The sequence below is a fragment of the Schleiferilactobacillus harbinensis DSM 16991 genome (assembly GCF_000425885.1).
In the GTDB taxonomy this organism is placed as follows: domain Bacteria; phylum Bacillota; class Bacilli; order Lactobacillales; family Lactobacillaceae; genus Schleiferilactobacillus; species Schleiferilactobacillus harbinensis.
The window spans coordinates 1-17,532 of record NZ_AUEH01000054.1 but is presented as its reverse complement, the minus strand read 5'-3'; the positions used below and the strand labels follow the sequence as shown (position 1 = coordinate 17,532).

Annotated in this window: 18 protein-coding genes; 7 read left to right on the top strand and 11 right to left on the bottom strand. The window is 52.3% G+C overall.

Annotated elements, in window-relative coordinates; translation table 11 throughout:
* Window positions 1-222: 222 nt before the first annotated feature.
* A complete protein-coding gene (locus H627_RS0113370) occupies window positions 223-2,394 on the bottom strand; it encodes a hypothetical protein (protein ID WP_027829358.1) in 2,172 nt (723 codons plus the stop codon).
* Between the two features lie 236 nt (window positions 2,395-2,630).
* On the opposite strand from H627_RS0113370, the gene H627_RS0113365 reads away from it, so the two are divergent.
* Window positions 2,631-3,245 carry an NADPH-dependent F420 reductase gene (locus H627_RS0113365; protein WP_027829357.1) on the top strand — a complete coding sequence of 205 codons (615 nt, stop codon included), beginning with the start codon at window positions 2,631-2,633 and terminating at the stop codon, window positions 3,243-3,245.
* A gap of 38 nt (window positions 3,246-3,283) precedes the next feature.
* The gene (locus tag H627_RS0113360) at window positions 3,284-4,120 is read left to right on the top strand and encodes an aldo/keto reductase (protein WP_027829356.1); all 837 of its coding nucleotides are present in this window, start codon (window positions 3,284-3,286) and stop codon (window positions 4,118-4,120) included.
* A gap of 45 nt (window positions 4,121-4,165) precedes the next feature.
* Here H627_RS0113360 and H627_RS0113355 read toward each other — a convergent pair whose 3' ends face one another.
* From H627_RS0113355 to H627_RS0113330, 6 genes are all read right to left on the bottom strand, one after another.
* Window positions 4,166-5,623, bottom strand: a complete 1,458-nt coding sequence (locus H627_RS0113355) for a glycoside hydrolase family 1 protein (protein WP_027829355.1) — start codon at window positions 5,621-5,623, stop codon at window positions 4,166-4,168.
* A complete protein-coding gene (locus H627_RS0113350; RefSeq protein WP_027829354.1) occupies window positions 5,616-7,493 on the bottom strand; it encodes a beta-glucoside-specific PTS transporter subunit IIABC in 1,878 nt (625 codons plus the stop codon). Before H627_RS0113350 ends, H627_RS0113355 begins: the two co-directional genes overlap by 8 nt.
* A gap of 114 nt (window positions 7,494-7,607) precedes the next feature.
* Window positions 7,608-8,459, bottom strand: a complete 852-nt coding sequence (locus H627_RS0113345) for a PRD domain-containing protein (RefSeq protein WP_027829353.1) — start codon at window positions 8,457-8,459, stop codon at window positions 7,608-7,610.
* 218 nt (window positions 8,460-8,677) lie between these two features.
* Window positions 8,678-9,850 carry a spr1629 family repressor/antitoxin gene (locus tag H627_RS0113340; RefSeq protein WP_027829352.1) on the bottom strand — a complete coding sequence of 391 codons (1,173 nt, stop codon included), beginning with the start codon at window positions 9,848-9,850 and terminating at the stop codon, window positions 8,678-8,680.
* Between the two features lie 23 nt (window positions 9,851-9,873).
* The gene (locus H627_RS0113335) at window positions 9,874-10,632 is read right to left on the bottom strand and encodes a spr1630 family ClpXP-sensitive toxin (protein WP_035441116.1); all 759 of its coding nucleotides are present in this window, start codon (window positions 10,630-10,632) and stop codon (window positions 9,874-9,876) included.
* 106 nt (window positions 10,633-10,738) lie between these two features.
* Window positions 10,739-11,083, bottom strand: coding sequence for a winged helix-turn-helix transcriptional regulator (locus H627_RS0113330; protein ID WP_027829350.1), 345 nt, complete (start codon window positions 11,081-11,083; stop codon window positions 10,739-10,741).
* Window positions 11,084-11,181: 98 nt separating this feature from the next.
* Between H627_RS0113330 and H627_RS0113325 the strand changes: the two genes are divergently transcribed.
* Entirely contained in the window at window positions 11,182-12,207 is a 1,026-nt protein-coding gene (locus tag H627_RS0113325; protein ID WP_027829349.1) for a zinc-binding alcohol dehydrogenase family protein, read from the top strand.
* A 44-nt stretch (window positions 12,208-12,251) separates the two neighbouring features.
* Here H627_RS0113325 and H627_RS0113320 read toward each other — a convergent pair whose 3' ends face one another.
* Entirely contained in the window at window positions 12,252-12,665 is a 414-nt protein-coding gene (locus H627_RS0113320; RefSeq protein ID WP_258457781.1) for a GNAT family N-acetyltransferase, read from the bottom strand.
* 44 nt (window positions 12,666-12,709) lie between these two features.
* The gene (locus H627_RS18430; protein ID WP_051225444.1) at window positions 12,710-13,195 is read right to left on the bottom strand and encodes a flavodoxin; all 486 of its coding nucleotides are present in this window, start codon (window positions 13,193-13,195) and stop codon (window positions 12,710-12,712) included.
* 464 nt (window positions 13,196-13,659) lie between these two features.
* On the opposite strand from H627_RS18430, the gene H627_RS0113310 reads away from it, so the two are divergent.
* Together H627_RS0113310 and H627_RS20365 are read left to right on the top strand one after the other, a co-directional pair.
* Window positions 13,660-13,962, top strand: a complete 303-nt coding sequence (locus H627_RS0113310) for a hypothetical protein (RefSeq protein ID WP_152319464.1) — start codon at window positions 13,660-13,662, stop codon at window positions 13,960-13,962.
* Window positions 13,963-14,048: 86 nt separating this feature from the next.
* The gene (locus H627_RS20365) at window positions 14,049-14,369 is read left to right on the top strand and encodes a hypothetical protein (RefSeq protein WP_027829346.1); all 321 of its coding nucleotides are present in this window, start codon (window positions 14,049-14,051) and stop codon (window positions 14,367-14,369) included.
* Window positions 14,370-14,428: 59 nt separating this feature from the next.
* Here H627_RS20365 and H627_RS0113300 read toward each other — a convergent pair whose 3' ends face one another.
* Together H627_RS0113300 and H627_RS0113295 are read right to left on the bottom strand one after the other, a co-directional pair.
* Window positions 14,429-15,724: a threonine/serine exporter family protein gene (locus tag H627_RS0113300; RefSeq protein WP_051225443.1), complete on the bottom strand. Its 1,296-nt coding sequence runs from the start codon at window positions 15,722-15,724 to the stop codon at window positions 14,429-14,431.
* A 178-nt stretch (window positions 15,725-15,902) separates the two neighbouring features.
* On the bottom strand, window positions 15,903-16,448 hold the full coding sequence (locus tag H627_RS0113295; protein ID WP_027829344.1) for a hypothetical protein: 546 nt from the start codon (window positions 16,446-16,448) through the stop codon (window positions 15,903-15,905).
* A gap of 139 nt (window positions 16,449-16,587) precedes the next feature.
* Between H627_RS0113295 and H627_RS0113290 the strand changes: the two genes are divergently transcribed.
* Together H627_RS0113290 and H627_RS0113285 are read left to right on the top strand one after the other, a co-directional pair.
* A complete protein-coding gene (locus tag H627_RS0113290) occupies window positions 16,588-17,178 on the top strand; it encodes a TMEM175 family protein (RefSeq protein WP_027829343.1) in 591 nt (196 codons plus the stop codon).
* 78 nt (window positions 17,179-17,256) lie between these two features.
* Window positions 17,257-17,532: helix-turn-helix domain-containing protein (locus H627_RS0113285; RefSeq protein ID WP_027829342.1), on the top strand; the 276-nt coding region annotated here is incomplete at its 3' end.

Genomic DNA, 17,532 nt, shown 5'->3' with positions numbered 1-17,532 from the left:
GAGATGAATGAAGTCATGCCAGACATTGCAGTAACGCAAGCACTGGCATAGCTTCTGAAGGCACTATCCACACTGGGAGCCACTTTAGTGGGCACGGCAGAGGAAGTAATAAATAACATCGTTGACCATTTTGTCAGTTTTCTTCCGAAGAATCTTGTCGACCTATTGGGAATCTGACAAAAACAAGATCATTCCCGCCGCCATCTCACAATTACCAAGGCATCAGTGCACTTTCGGGCTTTCAAGTTTCAGATAGTAAGTGAATACATTGGCATAGCGCGATGGTGCAATCACTCCGGCCTTTTTTTCATTGGGTTTGGGCAATAAGTCATTCATAAAACCCTTTAAATCACCAATCGGATAAATCGGCACTTCTTGCGAAGCCGAGTTATTCACCAAAACGCCGTCTCGGCCGGGATCCGGCGTCGCCGTGCGCCGGGAAAAACCCGGGGTAATCTTGCCGTTGGAATGCAATGTGTCACTGCTCCCGTTGTTTTCATGATAATGCCGGTCATAGGGCACAATGGCGCCGGTCCATGAGGAGAAGTTTGAATAGACCTTGTACTTGGTGCCGCCATTTTTGACAAATTTCTGATCAATAACAGCGTAATCCATGGGTGTGATCCCTGGCTGCAACTGACCACGCAATCTTGGATCTTTATCAAGCTTTTCCCTTGGCATCCCCTCAGTAACCGAATATGGATCAACTAACTGAGACGAATCGTACATCGTAATTTCGATTGGTGCCCGATCGGGATTGTCCTTGGCCAAACTGCCAGTTCCCATGCCATGGTTGAATTCACCATCTGCATAGGGTGCTGCCGGTAAGCGACCTTGGGTGAAGACTGCCTTGACTGGATCGGTACTGCCCTTGTATTTACTTATGTCAAACGAAAAATTGATTCTGGCGCGTCCACGAAACGGCGCCTTCATGAAGTTTTTCGATATTGCACTTAAGATTGGGTCAATGGCTTGTGAGCAAAGAAAATTCTTCAATAAATCCCAAAAATCTTTTGACACGGTCATCTTACGATCTTCAGCAGGTCTTGCCGTATTGAGCAAAGACGCAGTTCTTCCTAAATCTCCAAGGCTGTATATTGGACTGGATGTGAACCAGCCAATCACGATTTTCATAATTCCTGGAATGACTGGAATTGTGATTTTATCAACCATCTCAGTCAACATACCCTTAAAGGGATCCCAAATTGCAGTGTTTTTCTCTGTACTAGTGAAAAAAGACGGTTGTTTGAACTGATTCCAATTAATCAAGGCTGAATCATTCAATGTGGTTGGCCGCTGATCGCCATTAATCTTGTCTAGTGTGTAAGCATTATTTCCTTTAATGTTCCGGTTGTGCAAATAGTCCAAGTGGTCGGCATTGCTTCGAGGCAAATACATTTGTGCACGATTACCAGATTCTTCTTTGAAACCGTATGGAATTCCCTTCACTTTTAAGAAAAAAACGTGTGAATCCGTTGGATCAAGATACACGTGATGATCGAATTGGAGCGGAAAATTCAGGTCGGAAATCTGCGTGCCGAAAATTTGGACAGAATCAACCGTTAAATAATAATACGACTTGCTCCAATCAATAGCTGCTGCTAATGATCTTGCATCAATTCCATCAGCCGCTTTGATTCTGACCATAACGCCCCAATTACCCGCTAACATACCGTCAACAGCACTCTCTGACTCCGCAATCTGAGCAGCAATCGGCACGTTCCCTGTAGCCTGAATAAACCCATTATCAAACGTCGCACCGTCGGCTAATCGAAATTTATTGTTAGTCGCGGCGCTGCGTTTCATTTTAGACTGAACCTGCGTCGGATTAAAAATACTACCGCTTTGAGATTGAGATAATGGGGTCCCGCCTTTGCCTGATCCGGAAAAATTAGCCGCGTCAAGTGGCGTTTCTACGTTGACTAAGTCATTGCGATCCACATAGTTTAAAGAAAAGAAGGGCTCCCCATATTTTGGATCAATTCGCCCGTTACCACTTGGATCTTTAAAAGAAATATAGGCGATGGAGCCCAATGCTTGGTTGTTCCATCGTGCGGTATTTTCTTTAGGATCTTCTGGTGATAACGGCATACCTTGATTATTCCAAGAATAGCCCTGTTTCACAAACGATCCCTCATCCGCCGTCCGTTCCCGCTGCTGGATATACGCCTTCTTGCCGTCCTTATCCCAAACCTGTCGCGGAATGGAATACATATTCCACGCCTTGCCATTCGCATCCAACAATTTGTTATTCGTCGTGGCGGTATTATCCAGCACATCCCCAATCGTCGCCGCCTGCACTCCACCGCCCGGCCCAACCAACGACACCCCCATCATCACCAGCAACGCTGACCGCAGCCACCATCGCCGCCAATTGCCATTCTGTCTTTCCATTTCGCGTCCGCCTCCTGGTCTCGTTCCCCCCGAATATCACCCTACAGGCTGAGTCAAAGAAACCGTTTACTCAGTCCGCTGCCCCTCCACTGTATCAACTTTATTGAATATTCAAGTTTCATCATTCACAACTTAAAGTTATGCGAAATGAGTATTCCCACAAGTGGTCTGCTTACCCCTTACGGCCCCGGCGTGCTATGCTGGTAGTGGAAGAAAAAAGTAAGGGGGAGTCACAAATGGACATTGGTTTTATTGGTACTGGTAACGTGGGCAAGGCCTTGGCGCAACTGTTCGTCCACGCCGGTCACCACGTCGTGATGAGCCACCGGCATAGTGTCGAGAGCTTAAGCCCGCTGATCGAAAAATTGGGGGTCAACGCCAGTGCGGGCACTATCGCGGAAGCGACGAAACAGGACCTGGTCGTCTTGGCGGTGCCGTTCTTCGCGGTGCGGGAACTGCCGGCGCCTTTCCCGAATGACCCAATCATTTTGGACGTCACCAACTATTTCCCGAATCGGGATGGTAATATCATGAACTTGCAGAAGCACGAAGAAGCCACATCGGAATTCGTGGCCCGGCAGCTGCAAAGCAAGAAAGTCGTCAAGGCCTTTAATACCATCGCCATGGCCCGCATCACTGCCATGCCGCGGCCGACCGGGGACCCGCGGCGCATCGCCGTGCCAGTGGCCAGCGACAACAAGCACGCCAAAGCCACGGTCATTGACCTGATTGACCAAATCGGTTTTGACGCTTACGATTTAGGTGACTTGAAAGACAGTCTGCCGGCCCAATCCGACGGTCCGCTGTTCATCTCGGTCGGTACGAAGAAAGACATTGCCCAACGGTTGTAAGAATCACCGAATAATTAATAGAAAGGCTGATATCGTCAATGGAAACTTATACTCTCGCTGATGGTCTGCAATTGCCCAAAGTGGGCTTTGGTACATACAAGCTGAACGGCGCCAGCGGCGTTAACGCCATGGTCTCCGCGCTGAATGTGGGCTATCGCCTGCTGGATACTGCCTATAATTATGAAAACGAAGGGGCCGTTGGTGAAGCCATTCGCCGCAGCGGTATTCCCCGGGCCGACATCCTGGTTTCGTCCAAACTGCCCGGCCGCCATCAACACTATCAAGAGGCCTTGCAAACAATTCAGGAGTCGCTGTACCGGGCCAACTTGGATTATTTCGACCTCTATCTGATTCATTGGCCCAATCCTAAGGAAGGCCTATACGTCGAAGCCTGGCAGGCACTCATTGACGCCCAGAAGTTCGGTTTGATTCGCAGTATCGGGGTGTCTAATTTCTTACCGGAACACATTGATAAACTGCAAAAGGAAACCGGCGTGCTGCCAGTCATCAACCAAGTGGAGCTGCATCCCTTCTTCAATCAGCAAGCTCAAATCGACTACGACCGGGCCCACCACATTCTGACGGAAGCTTGGAGTCCGCTGGGCCGAGCCAGTGCCAACAATGTGCTGAAGAACCCGGTGATCAACGAACTGGCCGAAAAGTACCACCGCGGCCCCGGTCAAATCATTTTGCGCTGGCACATTCAGCGCGGGGTCCTGCCGATTCCCAAGTCGACCCACGTGTCCCGTCAGGAGGAAAACTTCAATCTCTTTGATTTCACGATTGATGACGCCGACATGGCTAAAATCAATGCCCTGACCCGTCCGGACGGCCGGTATAACAACCAAGATCCAGCAGTCTATGAAGAATTCTAACTTCAGCGCAAAAGAAAAAGCCCCGCGGGGCTTTTTCTTTTGGGCTTAATTCAAATCGGCGCCATTGCTGGCAATAACTTTCCGATACCAAGCAAACGAGTCCTTCTTGATTCGGCGCAGACTGCCGTGACCTTCGTCATCTTGGTCCACGTAGACGAAACCGTACCGCTTAGACATCTCGGACGTGGAGAAACTGATCAGGTCGATGGGCCCCCACATGGTGTAGCCCAGAAGACAGACACCGTCGCTGATGGCTTCCTTCATCTGCTGGATATGGGCCCGCAGGTAGTCGATGCGGTAGCTGTCATGCACCTGGCCGTCTTCGAGCTTATCCTCGGCGCCCAGCCCATTTTCTACAATGAACAGCGGCTTGCGGTACCGATCCCACATGGCATTCAAGGTAATCCGCAAACCAATGGGGTCGATCTGCCAGCCCCAGGCGGATTCCTTCAGATACGGGTTGCGCCCGCCGGTGGCCATGTTGCCGTTGATTGCGGCGCCTTGGTCGGCCGCGGTGACGGTGGTCATGTAGTAGCTGAACGAAATGAAGTCCACCGGATTGGCTTTCAATACGGCTTGGTCATCCGGCTGCATGGCGATCTGAATATGATGTTCCGCAAAGTAGCGATTCATATACTCCGGATACTCGCCCCGAGCTTGGACATCCGTGAAGAACAGGTTGCGCTGATCCGCCTGCTGGGCCGCCAGGACATCCTCCGGTTTCGGTGTTGCCGGATATGTCTGCATCCGAGCCAGCATACAGCCCATCTGGGCCGCGGGATCAATGGTGTGCAGCTGTTTAGTCGCCAAGGCACTGGCCACAAATTGGTGATGCAGAGCTTGGTAGCGCAGCTGCAACTGGGCATCGGCGCTCAGACCATCGTCCAGCGCCCCAGTTTCGTGGAAGCCCCAGGTGCCGGTGTTGATTTCGTTGAACGTCAGATAATATGGCACACGGCCCTTGAAGTGGGTAAAGACCGTTTCCGTGAACCGGGTGAACGCCGCGATCGTGGCCCGGCTGGCCCAGCCATTTTGCTTCAGCGTCAGCTGGATCGGCATCTCGTAGTGGGACAACGTGACTAACGGTTTGATGTGGTACTTTGCCAACGTACTGATGACCCGATCATAGAAAGCTAAACCGGCTGCGTTGGGCGTCGGATCGTCACCGTTCGGGAAAATCCGGCCCCAGGCAATGGAGAAGCGGAACACTTTGAAGCCCATTTCAGCCATTAAGGCAATATCTTCCTCGTAGCGGTGATAAAAATCATTACCTCGCCGCTTCGGGTAATGGGTATCGGTGGTATCGGCCACCGCGGCCTCAATGGAGGCCCGGGTGACGTCGCCCATGGACATCTTCTTCCGGTCGCTGGCCCGGCGGACCACTTCCGCCGTGGTCAGGCCCTTGCCGTCTTGATTCCACGCCCCTTCGATCTGATTGGCGGCAGTGGCGCCGCCCCACAGGAAGTCTTGGGGAAAGTCATGGGGATAATTTGGTTTATACATTAGCAGCAGTTGCTCCTTCCGTGGTCGCTTCAGTTTGCGGGGTCAAGGTGAGGATCGGTTGGCTAGCCGCCTCCGTGTCGCTGGTGGGCGTCACGGCCGCATAGCTGGCCGTATTGGTGACGATCACCATCACCGTCGGATCATAGCCGGCCGCTTTGATTTGGGCAAAATCAGCCTTGACCAACGGATCGCCGACAGTGACGTGGTCATTTTGTTTCGTTAGCGCTTCGAAAAACTGGCCGTTTAATTGAACCGTGTTGATGCCAATATGGATCAAGATCTCGGCCCCATTATCGGCCGTGATCCCGATGGCGTGGCCGGTGGGATACAAGGCGCTGATTGTCCCACTGACCGGGGCTTTCACTGTATCATCCGTGGGCACAATGGCAATGCCTTTACCCATGGCTTCAGTGGCAAAGACTTCATCATTCACGTTCTTCAACGGAATCAGTGTGCCGGCCACCGGCGCATCAATGGTAATGGCGCCATCTTGACTGACGGATGCCGTATCCGCCACGTTATCTTCTTTCTTAATCCCAAAGAGATAGGTCAGAATCGCGCCGCCGAAGAAAGCGACGGCGATCCCCAGCAAACCAATCACCACACCGTTACCCGTATAGCCCGGCACCGCCAGCAAAGACGGTAACGCGAAGGCATTGGTATGCACGGCCCCGGCACCGATGATGGCCCCGCCGATGGCGCCACTGGCGACGGCGCAATAGAACGGCCGCTTCAATTTCAGAGTGACCCCGTAAATCGTTGGTTCCGTAATGCCGAACAGGGAAGTGATGACCCCGGACCCGGCAAGAGCTTTCATTTTCTGATTCTTAGACTTGAGGAAGACACCCAGCGCGGCACCGCCCTGGGACAGAACGGCGGCAGCCAGGATCGGCAGCAGCGGATCATAGCCCATCTTGGCAATATTGTTCATCATCAGCGGCACGAACGTCCAGTGCACGCCGAAGATCACGAAGACCTGCCAGAAGGCGCCCATGATGGCACCAGCGAGGAACGGTGCGAAGTTGTAAACACCCATCACGCCGGCAGCCAGCACATTACTGATGGCACTGCCGATGGGGCCGACGACGATCAAAGTCACCGGGGCCATGATGGCCAGGGAAAGCAGCGGCGTAAAGATCGTGCGCACCGCTTCCGGGAAGATTTTATCCAAGACCGGTTCCAGGTAAGAAAGGACCCAGATCGCCAACAGAATGGGAATCACGGTGGACGTGTAGGTGGCGGAAACCACGGGAATCCCTAAGAAATGCAGGACCGTCCCCTTGCCCGCCGTGGCCACAAGGGTCGGATAAACCAGCGTGGCGCCCAAGGCGACAGCCACGAATTGGCTAACGTGGAGTTGTTTGGCGGCAGTAAACGCCAGAAAGATCGGCAGGAAGTAGAAAATCCCGTCACTGGCCGCGTAAAGAATTTCGTAAGTCCCGGATTTTGTGGACATCCAGCCCAGGGCCGTAAACAGCGCCAAGAGCCCCTTCAGGATCCCGGCACCGGCCATGGCGCCCAAGAAAGGGGTGAAGACGCCGGAAATAAAGCCGATAAAGCGGTTGACGATGCTGCCTTGGGCTTGCTTTTCAGCTTTTTTGTCAACGGGTGCTTCATCCTCGCTGATGCCAGCCAGATCAGCCAGTGCATCATAGACGCTGGCCACGGCGTTACCGATGACGACTTGATACTGCCCGGCCGACTTCACGACGGTGATCACACCGTCCAGTTTTTCGACGGTGGGCGTGTCGGCCTTTTTATCATCCTTCAAATAGAACCGCAGACGGGTAGCACAATGCCAAGCTTTTTCAATATTGTCTTTGCCGCCGACACCAGTCAAGATGCCTTGGGCGAGCTGCTTTTGATCCATGGTGAAAACCTCCTGTAAGTAATAGAAAAACCCAAACCGGTTACTCCGGCCGTGCGGTCTGAAGTAAAGGATTTGGGTTTCGCCTAGTTGAGTAGTTACGATCCCGATATTAAATTATGGCTGCTGAGACTCTGCAAGGAGCCGCTGGATGTGCACGGTGAGGTAGACTTGCTCGCCCTGGGCCACCGGATGGCCAGTGCTCTTGGTGACGAAGGTGACAACCTTCTGAGCACAGGCAAACGCGGTGGGATATTTCTGAGCGAGGTGATCGAAGAGAAAGTCATCTTCGGTGCTGGCGTTGGGATCAGCCAGCCGCATCACGGTCCGTTGGGCGAAAAAGCGCAGGTGCACCAGCAAGCGCTGGAAACTCAGGCTGTCGCTGTCCAGCGTCATTTTTAACTGATACTGAATGACATCCAGCATACCGTTGATCAGTTTGGTCATTTCCCGGGTCGTGCGATCCGTAGAACCCTGCATGCTGTTCTCCACGAACTTCATGGCCATGAAGCCGGCTTCGTCGGGCAGCAGCGTGACGTCAAACTGGTCATTGACCAGTCGCAGCGCTTCTTCCCCGACGGCATATTCCCGGGGATAAATCCGCTTAATTTCCCACAACAGTTCGTTCTTGATATCCATGCCATGATGATGGCGGTAAATGGCGAACTGGATATGGTCCGCCAGCGCGATCAGCAAGTAACTGTTGAACGTTGTTTGCAATTGAGCGGCCGCCGTCTTGATGATCTGGGACGCCACTTCGAAGTATTCCGGCGGAATGGCCGTTACGGCTTCTTGGAAGTTCTTGACCCAATTAGCCGCCGCCGGCCGATACACATCGACCTGGGCGTTGACGGTCACCGGATTGCCCGGCTTCTTGCCAAAGCCGATACCCTTGCCGATCAGCACCACTTCTTGATCCTGGTCTTTGGCCAAGATCACGTTGTTATTGAAGACCTTCTCGACTTCCACGATTCTTTGTCTACCTCCTTTCGTGCGAATTGGATAGAAAAAGCCTGTGCGCTGTCGTCTATCGTAGATAGACCAATCCAACGATCACAGGCTTTGCCCACTTCAGAGAGCGGTTACAATCCTTGCATCTGTATTTATACTAGCAAATATGGTGGGAGAATGCAAGGGGTTTCTAAACCGTCTTCCTAGTCGGATTTCAGCATTCTGTTCAAGGATTTCTACACAGACCGTTTCAAAGGGATAATCTCTGCTGAAGAGAACGTCGCCTGCTTGTGCTGCATATATGGTTCAAAGAAATTGGCATCCAAGCTGAACAGTCTGATAATGAATGCTGGGGTCACGTGTAACGTCTGGCCTAAGTCACTCACCGTCAGTACTTGCTTACTGAAAAGCAGCTGAATCAGCGACTTGATCCGGCTGGGCCGCACTGGTGCCAGTTGATCATCCAACGGTTCCAGCGCCGCATAGCCTTTCTTATGCACTTGACCAAAGAAATAACGATTCTCCTGATACGTCAGCAAGCCCAACTTGTACGCCCGGTATTCCAACGCCACGATTGACACTAAATACTTCTGCTTCAATTCAATGTAGGAATCTGGATTGGACCGTCGCCGCAGATTAGTAAAGTCTGCTTTGAAAGCCGCGACTGGCATCAAAAAGACGGACGCAAACATATTTGCCTGCTGTTCAATGAGTTTATGCTCAACCTTCGTGAGTGTCGCCATGTCCACAGTGGTATGCAGCAAGAGGTGCCCCAGTTCATGGGCCAGATCAAAATTACGGCGCACCGCAGACTTTTTAATATTACCCAGTACAATAAAAGCCCGCCCGTCTTTGGTCACCGTGCTGTACGCATCAACGACCGGACCCAAGTCTTTCTCAACGATATAGATGCCGCTCATTTCCAGCACATACATCAAATCTCGATTGCTCGTGAGACCAAGGAATTGCCGCGCCTCCTCGGCCGCCTGAGCAATAACCGTATCAGTCAATTCGGTATGCGCCTGAACCAGCGCAATGATCCGCCTTTGCAGGGCTCGAATACTCGCTGTTGGGGAAACAAGAAATCGTTCAAAATAGTTGAGATAGTTATCCAAATAGTTGATATACGCGAGTTCCAGTTTGGTTTTCTTCCGCGATTCCCGATCCCTGGCCCGATATGCCACGTGCTCTTCAGTAGCAACAGCAGTCAGCCTATCTTTGGTGAAAAAATATCTGGTGTCCACCTGAAAAAGTTGTCGCAAATGGTTTAATACGCCAATGCCCGGCACCATTGACTCAGCTTCGTATTGCCAAACAGCCTGTTCAGAAACAGTCAATTGATCCGCCAATTCTTTTCGGGAGAGACCATTAAGTTCCCGCAAATTCCTGAGTTTCTCACCGAAAAACATGTTGTTTCATCCTTCCGTTCACCCTACTGTTCTTTTTTCTGCTCACCCTCGGGAATCTCATACCCGAATGGCTGATTATCCGGTGAATAAACGCTCGCTGGTACCCGATCCCTTTGCACAACGGCTAGTTCTTCCGGGGTGATATCAATACCGCTTTTAGCAATCATTGGTGTCAGATCCGCCGCCTGAAATAGGCTCATGGTGTTTTGCTTGGGCATCGTGAGGCGAATCGACTTGATCATTTTAACATCGTCAATCTCATAAGTGACAATGTAGAAACGATTAAAGCCTTGCGGCTGGTCCGTTGTCACATTTTGTTGGATGGCCGCCAACTCCGGCATTGACAATTCCAATTGCACGCCGGCACCTGTACGTTTACCTTTGAGGTAGCCTCTTTTCACCAGTTCATTGTTGATTCCGGCGTACTGATATAAGTAGTTTTTAGGATCGGCCTGTTGCGGCTTTTCATTAAAATTACTCGCCGCTGCCCGCTGATTTTTAACAATGATCATTGATTGACCATTGGCATCGTCGTACGAAAATTGGAGATATTCCCAAGCGTAACCAGCCAAATCGTGTTTCACTTCGATTCCTGGAATGTCGGCACATTTTTCTTTGACCTGCGAATCAATGTGATTGCCCTTTACCCAGGCATAAGCACTGCTGACTGCCAGCCGCTTCTGGGCAGATCGGCGCACACTTAAATAATCCTTGTAGCCGGCCAGGATACCGTCAACAAGCTGCTGTTCCAGCAATTCGGGTAATTCCAGTGACTTGCCCATCTGAACCCCTCCAGTGATTGGTCTTTTCTACAATTATACAGTGTTCATTTAAAGAAACACAGTAAAAAGAGAGGATTTTTTAAAGTGACAGGCGGTCTCTGCCCCTTTAGACCCGTTCTTTCTCCCGCGCATTATACGCCGCGCCCCACGCGGCCATGGCTTCAATTACCGGCGCGAGTGTTTGGCCAAACGGCGTGAGGACATACTCCGTCTCCCGGCGGTCGTCGTCACTGTCTTGTTTGGCAATCACACCGTCTTCTTCCAACTGAGCCAATTGCAACGCCAGCATCCGCGCCGTCACCGACGGAATTGCCCGATCCAAGGTACTGAACCGGGTCGCATCGCCCTGAAATAAATGGTACAAAATCACACTCTTCCACTTGCCGGCAATGATCTGCACGGTGCTCTGCACCGGACAACCGGCGGCACAATCATAGATTTCACGGGACATAATCAGGACTCCTTCGGTCACTTACATTTTGCTCACTTACATTTCAATAGTAGGGTTGGTACCATGGGTTTGCAAGTGAGAAAGGAAGTTTGCAAATCATGAAAGCAATCGGTTTTACGCAGCATTTACCAATTTCTGATCCGCATAGTTTAGAGGATCTGACCCTGCCGCAGCCAGTGCCAACTGGCCATGATCTGCTGGTCAATGTGCACGCGGTCTCGATCAATCCGGTGGATACCGGCACCCGGGGCGGCGGCCGCCGGCAGCTTGCCCAACCGAAAATCATCGGCTGGGATGCCATGGGTACTGTCACCGCGGTTGGTGACGCGGTGACCCTGTTCCACCCAGGGGATCGGGTCTATTATGCCGGCAGTTACAAGCGTTCCGGCAGCGACGCTGAATATCAGCTCGTTGATGAACGGATCGTCGGCCATGCCCCCACCCAACTGACCGACGCCCAGGCTGCCGCCATGCCGCTGACCAGTTTGACGGCCTGGGAGGCTTTGTTCGAAAAGCTCCATATTCCGTTGAACAACAAAGCCGCTAACGCCCACCATACGCTCCTGATCATTAACGGCTCCGGCGGCGTCGGTTCCGTGGCGACGCAACTCGCCCATTGGGCCGGCCTGCAAGTCATCGCCACCGCCTCCCGGCCGGAATCCCAGCAATGGGTCCGGGCCCATGGTGCCGACCGGGTCTTGAATCATCGCCAGCCATTGCCGGCGCAACTGCACGCGGCCGGGTACAAAGATGTCGATTATATCTTGAATCTGTCCCACTTGGACGAGCATTGGTCCGAAATCGCCGAGATGATTCGCCCCGACGGTTGGATCGCGGCGATCACCGAGAATCGCCAGGGCATCGACTTGCAGCGGCTGACCAAGAAACGAGCAACCTTTGCCTGGGAATGGATGTTTTCTAAATCCTGGTACGGCTATGACTTGGCTTCCCAAGGAGAGATTTTAGACCGTGCCGCCGCCATGCTGGACGCTGGCACTTTGCAAAATACACTGACCAAGACGCTGAGTCCGCTGAACGCAGCCAATTTACGGCAGGCCCACGCCTTGGTCGAATCTGGGCACATGACTAGGAAGGTGGTCGTCACCGGTCCTTGGGCAAACTAAACGGAATACGAGAAAAGCGGTCCAGTGCGGCCGCTTTTCTCGTATCATGATAAATGCCGTTCATAAATCCGCAGCTTCGCGCCCCAGGGCTGATAACCATCACCGATATAGTGAAAGGCTTGCTGCTCATAAAAGCCCAGCAGATCCGTGCCTAAATACAAATCGGCAAACCCCAACCGCCGAGCATCGGCTGCCACCCGGTCGATCAATTGCCGGCTGACCCCCTGCTGGCGAAAGTCGCGTTCCACAAATAACGCACACAACCAAGGCATCAGGTCCATCCGGCTGATAAAATCGTTGGGGATCAAGCCGCAGCCGCCCACCACCCGATTATCCGCCGACACCGCCAAATACCACTGGGGCAGCGGACCGTTTGGCGCGACACTGTGCGTCAGGGCATCCGTGTAGACCGGATTGCTCTCTGGAGAGCCCCAATGATTCTGGAAGAATTGAATCATCGTTGGCAGCAGCTCCGGTTTTTCGCGTAACGACACAATATGGATTATCGAGGCCGTACCGTATCCCACCATTTCTGTAATTCCGCCGTCGCCTTGCTGGTCTTCGCCACGACAGCATCCGCCATGCCCAACGCCGCCAGGCTATTGGCCCCCAACAACCGGTCAATTTCTTTGGCATAATCCCCCGGATCAGTCGCATAAGTGAAGAAAGGCGCCACGGGTACACTGCCCAAGTTCACGTCCTGTAAAAAGCGCAGCAGCGGTGTTGCCGGATGCCCATTCCAGACCGGCCCGCCCAACAGGATGATTCTGTAATCCGCCACGTTGGGCAGCTTGCCAGATAATTCCGGATAGGTATGATCCTCGCGCTGGGCTTCCGCAATATCGTTGGTCTTGTACATATCTTCCGGAAACGGGGTGACCACTTGGATTGGGTGTACTGTCCCATTGGAGATCTTTGCCAACAGATCGGCCACTTGCTCGGTCGACCCGGACAAAGAGAAATAGACAATGAGTGCCTTTTTAGCCATTTGAATCCCTCCTCGTATAGTTCCAGTGTACCGCACTGGCTCGGTAAACATCAGGATTCCGCACCCAGCAGCCGATTTAAAACGAAGCATCGGCACTTGCTTCACTTTTGAATATCTGAATCATACTTCGTTTTAGGACCGTTTTACCAAGAAAACGAAGTGTAATTCCTTTTGACATCGGATTTCGAAAAATAGGAAGTACGATTCGTTTTGCCTGCGATGGCAACCGTTCTTACTTTTCTGCAAAGATTACCTCCAGTATGGTGAACAGCACGGCTGGTCGACTATGCTAATGGCAATTACATCATTGGGAGAGAACGATCACGAACAAATATCCACACTACAAACATAAATGGCTGCATTGGCCCTGGCTGATCGGCACACTGATCATCGGTTTATTAGCGGCCGTCTCCTTTTTCTGGCTGATCGTTGGCCCCGGCAACAACTGGCTGGTGCAGCGGACGGTGCAAGAAAATATCCAGACCGCGCTGACCCATGGCGATACCCGCTTCTTCCAGCGGGTCGTCGGTGACGCTAGTCCGACAAACACGTATCTGCGCCAATTATTGAAGAAAAAGCCGCTGACGATTCAGGTCAACGGCGAAAATGACGATGCGGACCAGTTTAACCATAACGCCGGCCATATCCACTACTTCGACGCCACCATCAACGGTCGCCCGATCATGCTGCAACTGACACGCAACTGGACGCCATGGCCGCAATACCACTTGGTCCAAATTGAGTATGCTGGCAGTCGAATAAAATAAAGAGCGTTCAATATTGTCCTGATCGCGGCGACAGCGTATGCTGAAGGCGAAAGAAATAGATTCATGTTGATGGGAGGGACTCACCAATGAACAACTCACTCATTCGACTCATTGTTCCAGGTATTGTAGTGCTTTTTTCACTTATCCTATTAATCAATCAAATTCAACAGAGACGCCACACACCGGCAAATCAACCGCCGCAACCGCAGATTCCTTTGCGTTATCTGGCAATTGGTTTGATTTTGCTGGTCCTCGGAGTGTTGTTTATTCCCTGGGGGCCGCGGACATGGGCGGAATATCAGAACGAATTCCCGATTCATCTGGTACTAGGAGTGATGATCGGTTTTCTATCCTTAATTGGTTTTCTCGGCACCTATTTCTACCGGCGCTGGTCCAACCGGCATTGATGCACTAAATTCAAAAACGGTCTCGTCAATTCCGCAACCGGAATGATGAGACCGTTCTTTTAGTCGCTCTGCCGCCATTTTTCATCTAAAATCAGCCGGGCCACAAACAACCCCATGGGCAGAAACATAATGATCAGCACCGCGCGCGTCAGCCACATCGCGCCGACACTCAGCGAGTTGGACCCAATATTGTACATCGCCCGATAAATATACAGGCCCGGTACCATGATCACAATGGATGGCACCGTGAGCGAGATTCGGGGGAACCCTTGGTAACGATTGATCAGCGAGGCCAGCAGCCCCGCGGTCAGTGCGCCGATGAAGGCTGCGGCGGCGGCCGGGATAATCGTCAAGTCCACGAGTTCCAGGCGCAGCGTATTAGCTACTGCCCCGACAAGTCCGGCCGTGATCGCCATCTTCTGGGGGCTGTTGAACATAATGGAGAACCCATACACGCCGCAGAAGCTGGCCAAAACGCGGCAAGCGGCGAGAACGAACGGGTTCAGGCCCAACGGCATAAAGTTACCCGGCCGCGAGTTGACCATCAGCGCAAAGAGCCAGCCAACCAGTGCCGCTACGGTGGTGATCATTGTGGCATACACCAGCCGTTCGATGCCGGACCGCATATCCAATTTCGACATGTCCAACATACTGGTGATGAACGGGAAACCAGGGATAACAAACAACATCGCACCGATATACCCAGCCTCATGCCCGGCCGCGACATTAAACAGCGCCACCAGACTTTGGAAAACCGCCGCGTAGGAAAGACACGCCGCCGCTACCCCGACGCCAATGCAGGCCAAGGTCGTGATATGCTTTTTGATCATCCAGCCGCGGATCAGATTGCCCACACCGGCGCCAATGAAGGCACACAGCATTTCGATCAGCCCGCCGCCCAGTAAAAAGACGAAGGCACTGCATGCCAGCGCGGCGGCAAGGCCGCCAACCACCACCGAATAGTTGCCGGACCGGTGCTGAATATGGTCTAGGGTCAGATGCAGCTCCCGCATCGTCAAATGCGCATATTTTCCTTCGAACTGATGGACAAACCGTTCCATCCGATTTAATTTATCGGTATTGACCCCGCTCGTGGGCAGCGACAGGACCTGGGAATAATGGTGATGCGGGCTGAAACAGGTATATTCAATAGAAATCAGGCCAATATCGGCCGAACAAGTCAGTCCCAGTACCCGGGCCACCGTATCCATCGCGTCCCGCACGCGCCACGCCCCGGTCCCGCAGGACAGCAAAATGATGCCGACCCGCCCGACAATCGTCGCCCGCGCTGCCAAACTGGCTTCCTTTGCCGGAATGTCATCTTCGTGGATCAAGTCCTGCCACGGGATAGCCATATGATGTTTTTCAGAAAGTGTCCAATGTGTTTTCGGTCGAAATTGCTGCTTGCCGTCCACGGCGGTGTCCCCTTTTCTTCATTACTGTTTCAGAAAGTCACTTTTGTTATCTTAGCACAAAATTTTCTGAAAACCGAATAGACGAGGCAACGAGGCAACACCGCTAGACCGCACTATGTTAATTGCTTTTTGTCTTTTCCTGATGCGCAATGGCGGCCCGTACTCGCGGTTCTTTGCGGATCGCCAGCTGGATGTAAACAATGCTGGCCACCGCGGATTGCAGCATAATGTTCCAACTCGCGGCCTGCGAGAAGCTGCTGAACACAAACAGGTCTTTGACCAGCTCACTGCCCAACTCGTTCATGATGTTGACCCGTTCCCCAGACCACCAGGCAAATAAGATGCCATAAGCAAAGATCACGACCCAGCCCAGCAGATACTGCCAGTTGCGCCGGGCTTTCACAATCGGCCGCTGATGCTCGTCTTGCTTACCCATCACTTGCAACTGCAACCCGGTCGTTTGAAACCAGCCGACCAGTGCGCCGACAGCTGCTGTGCTCACCAGCGGCAGCAGTACCGGCGGGTGATTCATAATCATGATACAGCCCACGATCAGGGTGTACGCCGGAACAACGACCATTTCCAACCGGGATATTTTTTCGTAACGAAAAACATTCCGAGTGAAAAACAGCAGACCCACGGCTAACAAAATAATTTGACTCATGGTTGACCTCACATTCCTTATTGATTGGCGTATTGTACTGCGAACCTGCTGGCGATTCAACGTCCCCCAAGCGAATCAGTCCGCAATTTACCGCCAACGCGGTATACTTTATAGAGACGTTGCAGAAAGGAAGTCCACCATGAATAAAGCCCGTGTTGAAGCCTTCACCGACGCTGTGGTCGCCATTATCATGACGATTATGGTCTTAGAATTCAAAACCCCGGAATCGCCTGAGTGGACGGCCATTCTCGACGAGGGTCCCTACCTGTTTGCCTTCGGCGTCAGCTTCGTCTTCGTCGCTGTGGCCTGGTACAACCATCATTATATGTTCTCCCTGGCCGAACGGATCTCCAAGCGGGTGTATTGGCTGAATATTGCCTGGCTGTTCGCGATGTCGTTATTGCCGGTGGCGACGGCCTGGGCCGGCCGCTATCTGCAAGCACGCGGACCAGAGTATTTCTACTTGCTGGTTTTCTTCCTCTGGAGCAAGACCTATCTTTATCTCAGCGTAGCCATTGCCAACGACTTGGACGCCACGAATACCGAGAAAGCTGCCCGGCTGCGGCAGATGCCGATATTTCGCTTTCTGCGCGGTTGGCGGTTGCCGGCCGAGACGGCCGCGGTGGCCGTCATTGTCTACTTCTATCCGCCCAGCTGTCTGCTCATCACGCTGTCGGAACTAGTCTATATGGCGATCCACACGACACCGGATAGTGACCGGGTTTCCTAAACCAAAAAAACTCCCTGACACAGTCTGAAGTGCCCCATAATTGTTAGACAGATACTCTAACGATTGTGGGGCATTTTTATGACCAAATATTCAAGTGAGTTCAAGGTACAGGTTGTACAAGAGTATCTTTCTGGACGGGTTTCCTATCCAACCCTTTGCGCTAAATACAGTATCCCGTCAATGACCCCAATCCGGAGGTGGGTTAAGCAGGCTCAAGCTAATGGACTGGAGTCGCTTCAACGTAAACGTACCAAAGTCGCTTATTCATTGGAACAGAAACTGTCTGTGGTAGACTATTACCAAACTAGTGGTGAAGGTGTGGCATCGGTGGCTGCTCACTTTGGGATCAATGCC